At 72.4% G+C, this 4050-nt stretch carries 4 protein-coding genes; 1 reads left to right on the top strand and 3 read right to left on the bottom strand.

Translation table 11 applies throughout. The features are described 5' to 3' along the window. Window positions 1–22: 22 nt before the first annotated feature. From GH736_RS18580 to GH736_RS18570, 3 genes are read right to left on the bottom strand one after another with little or no spacing between them, the layout of a single operon-like run. A complete protein-coding gene (locus GH736_RS18580; protein WP_159606001.1) occupies window positions 23–1120 on the bottom strand; it encodes an alanine racemase in 1098 nt (365 codons plus the stop codon). Continuing rightward, window positions 1120–2418 (bottom strand): MFS transporter, encoded by a 1299-nt coding sequence (locus tag GH736_RS18575; RefSeq protein ID WP_159605999.1) that lies wholly within the window; start codon window positions 2416–2418, stop codon window positions 1120–1122. Before GH736_RS18575 ends, GH736_RS18580 begins: the two co-directional genes overlap by 1 nt. Continuing rightward, on the bottom strand, window positions 2415–3011 hold the full coding sequence (locus tag GH736_RS18570) for a TetR/AcrR family transcriptional regulator (RefSeq protein WP_159605997.1): 597 nt from the start codon (window positions 3009–3011) through the stop codon (window positions 2415–2417). Before GH736_RS18570 ends, GH736_RS18575 begins: the two co-directional genes overlap by 4 nt. A gap of 108 nt (window positions 3012–3119) precedes the next feature. Here GH736_RS18570 and GH736_RS18565 point away from each other — a divergent pair, with 108 nt between their 5' ends. Beyond that, window positions 3120–4046: a Ppx/GppA phosphatase family protein gene (locus GH736_RS18565; RefSeq protein WP_159605995.1), complete on the top strand. Its 927-nt coding sequence runs from the start codon at window positions 3120–3122 to the stop codon at window positions 4044–4046. The last annotated feature ends 4 nt before the right edge of the window (window positions 4047–4050 follow it).

Raw genomic sequence — 4050 nt, 5'->3', positions numbered from 1 at the left:
GGTCTTGTCCATGGTGAGCGCGTTAGGTTGTCGGTGTCGATAAGCCACGCGCGACTCCGGTGACATGAAGCCTCTCGCGCACGACGTACTGGATCGCGGGCTTGTCGACGACCGCGCGACCTCGACGGCGCGGGCCCGACGCGATCCACCCGCCGCCGAGTATCGTGGCGTGGGCCGGGCTCGGCGAGCGCACGACGTCGAGCGCGAACGCCGCCGCCGGCGCGGGGGTGAAGTGGGCGTAGCCGTCGAACAGGTGGCCGCCGAAGAGCCCGGAGCCCGCGGCGATCTCGGTGATCGAGGCATCCGCGGCCGTCGCCTCGAGCGAGCCCGTGCCGCCGCCGTTCACGAACTCGAGGTCGGCGTGCTCGCGCACCGCGGCGACCGCACGGGCACGACGCTCGAGCAGCTCGGGCAGCGACCGCGACTGCATCCAGCGGTTCACGGCACCGTCGACCGGGCGACCGGCCGGACGGTTGACGACGCCCGCGATCTGCGCCTCATACGACATCATGCCGACGAGCCGGAAGCCGGGCCGTCGCACGACGTAGGCCGCGAGCGCGCCCGCGTCGGCGGGGTCGTGCACCGGGGAACGCCGCACGCCGAGGTGCCCGAGCACCGGCGCGTGCCACGACGCGTCGAGCTCGAGGCAGACCCGGATCTCCTCGCGCTGCGCGGGCGGCAGCACGGCGTCGATGAGGTCGAGCTGCTGCGTGGAGTCGACCATGAGGGTGATCCGGCTCGCGAGGTCGGGGTCGGTCGCGAGGCGCCGGATGCTGCCGCGTTCCGCCGTGGGATAGCCGACCACGAGGTCGTCGACCGTGTCGGCGAGCCACAGGGCCTCGGCCAGCGTGTACGCGAGCACCCCGTGGTAGCCGGGCCGGCGCAGCAGCGCCTCGATGACGCTGCGGACGCGCACGGACTTCGAGGCGATGCGAATGGGCGTGCCGTGAGCGCGGCGCACCATGTCGTGCGCGTTGTGGCGCAGCGCCCCGAGGTGCAGGGCGCCGACGGGAGCGTCGAGCCCGGCCGTGGCGGCGGTGAGGGCGGGCCAGTGGCGTTCGGGGGAACGCCAGGGCGCGGCATCCGTGCCGGTCGTGATCATGGCGAGGTCGAGGGGCATCAGCGCACGCTCCTGACGCGCGAGACGGCGAGCGCCCCGGCGAACGCGAAGATCGCGCCGAGCACGAAGACGAGCACGAACGAGCCCGTGGCGACCACCGCGGCCGCGCCGATCAGCGGGCCGACGGCCTGCGGCACCGCCGTCGCGATGTTCATGATGCCGAGGTCCTTTCCACGCGAGGCCGCGTCGGGCAGCACCTGGGTGGCGAGGGCCTGGTCGACCGAGAGGAAGCAGCCGTAGCCGAGGCCGAGGATGCCGGCGGCGACCATCGCGACGGTGAGGTCGGGGAAGACCGCGAGGAGCAGCGCCGCGATGCCCTGGAGCCCCGAGGCGAGGAACACGAAGGCCTTGCGGCGGCCGAGCCGATCCGAGAGGCGCCCGAGCAGCAGCGATGCGAGGATCACGAACACCATGTAGATGAGCGTGAGCACGATGAGGTCGTCCTCGGCGTGCGGATCGTCGAGCTGGAACATCAGGAAGTACAGCAGGAGGCTCGTGCCGAGCGCGTTGCCCACCGACACGAACACGCGGCTCAGCAGGGTCCAGCCGAAGTCGGGGTGCTTCCGCGGGCTGATCCAGAACCCGGCGAGGATGCCCTTGGCGGTGACGCGGCTCCGCTCGGCGGCGGCGAGCGGCTGGTCGTGGCGGAACAGGAACGGCACCGCGAGCAGGAGCAGGATCACCGCCAGCAGGACGTAGCCGAGCGACTGGTCGGTGACGAGCTCGGTCACGAGCAGCAGGCCGACGATGATGCCGACCGCCTGGGGCGCCGACATCCAGCCAGACACGAACCCCCGCTGGTTCACCGGCACCTGGTCGGAGATGGTCGCCGTGAGCGCGGCCGTCATGATGCAGAAGCCGACGGATGCCGCGACCCACGCTGCGCCGATCGCCCAGATCTCGGTCTGGAGCCCGAGCGCGACGAGGGACAGTGCGAAGACGAGTGCGCCGATGACGATCCACGGGCGCCGCCGCCCGAACCTCGACGTGGTGCGGTCGGAGAGGGCGCCCGTGAGGGGGTACGCGATGATCGTGGCGACCGCCGCGACGCCCGAGATGGCGCCGAACGCCACCACGCTGTCGACCCAGTCCTCGGGATGCAGCACCGCGTCGATCTGGGCGGGGAGCAGCAGTTGCACCGGGGTGAGCTGCGCCATCCAGACGCCGAGCCATGCGGTCGCGAAGGCGCCGATCCAGCCGGCGGAGACCCGGCGGACGGGTTCGGCGAGCGCCGCGAGCGGCTGGCGGTCGCTCGCGGGAGGCCCCGGTGCGGGCGGGGCGGGGTCGAGGCTCGTCATCGGGGGTCGGCCATTCTCGAGAGGGCGTCGGCGGCCGCACGTGCGACCGCCCGGGCGGCGTCGTCGTCGCGATCGACGAGCCAGGTGAGGGTGAGCCCGTCGGTGAACGCCACGAGCACGCGCGCGACGTCGCGCACGGGGACCCGCCAGTCGATCTCTGCGACGTCCGCCGCGAGCTCGAGGGATCGTTCCGCGAGCTCGACGTACTTGGCGTACTGCGCGAGCGCGAGGGCGTTGCGCTCTGGCGAGCGCAACGCGTACTGCGTGAGCTCGAGCATCGCCTGCTCGTGCTCGGGATCGGCCTTCAGGTGCTCGAAGTAGCCGAGGATGCCCGACTCGAGCAGCTCGGCGAGGCTCTGCCCGGGAACGAGGTCGGGGATGACGGCGAGCTGCTCGCGTGCGACCACCGTGGCGATGAGCTCGTCGATGAGCTCGTCGCGGGAGTCGAACGCGTAGTGGAAGCTCGCGAGGCTCATGCCGGCCTCGGCCACGATCGCGCGCGTGGTGGCCTGGGCGATGCCGCGACGCGACACCACGCGAAGGGCCGCCTCGATGAGCGCCGTGCGGCGCTCGGACGCGGGGATGCGGACCACGCGGCTCCTCTCGACTCCATCGCCGACTGAAGTGGGACGATCGTCCCAGTCGGACCAGTATGCACGAAACCCGCCGCCCGTGCACGCGCCAGCGGCTACGCTCGCACCATGCGCCTCGGGGTTCTCGACGTCGGTTCCAACACCGTTCACCTGCTCGTCGTCGACGCCCATCCCGGCGCCCGCCCCATCCCGACCGCGTCGCACAAGCAGGTGCTCCGCCTGATGCGGTACCTCGAGGACGACGGCGCCATCAGCGACGAGGGCGTCCGCGCGATCCTCGAGGCCATCGGCGGCGCAGCGGATGCCGCCAAGGAGGCGGGCATCGACGAACTGCTCGCCTTCGCGACGTCCGCCATCCGCGAGGCGACCAACGGCGAGGAGGTGCTGGCGCTCGTCGCACGGCGCACCGGCGTCGAGCTGCAGGTGCTGTCGGGCGACGACGAGGCCCGGCTCACGTTCCTCGCCGTGCGGCGCTGGTACGGCTGGTCGGCCGAGCGCATCCTCCTCTTCGACATCGGCGGCGGTTCGCTCGAGATCGCCCAGGGCATCGACGAGATCCCGGATGTCGCGCGCTCACTGCCCCTGGGCGCCGGACGCTCCACGATCGCCTTCCTCCCCGACGACCCGCCGTCGACCGACCAGGTCGCCGCGCTGCGCGCGCACGCCAGGAAGGTGCTCGCCGAGGCGGTGAAGTCGTTCCGCGACCTGCCCGCGCCCGATCACATCGTAGGCTCGTCGAAGACCATCCGCTCGCTCGCGCGGCTGGCCGGCAGCGTCGAGGACGGCGTCGGCTCCACCGAGCGCTCCGTGCTCACCCGCGAGGGACTCGACGACTGGACCCCGCGGCTCGCGAAGATCCCCGCCGACGCGCGACCCGCCCTGCCGGGCATCACCGCCGACCGCACCTTCCAGATCGTCGCGGGTGCCGTCGTGCTCTCCGAGGCCATGCGGGCGTTCAAGGTCGACGAGCTCGAGGTGTCGCCGTGGGCGCTGCGCGAGGGCCTCATCCTGCGGCGCCTCGACCGCCTCGGCTGAGGGC

Source organism: Agromyces humi, assembly GCF_009720255.1.
Classification (GTDB): Bacteria; Actinomycetota; Actinomycetes; order Actinomycetales; family Microbacteriaceae; genus Agromyces; species Agromyces humi.
This window is presented reverse-complemented; position numbering and strand designations above follow the sequence as displayed.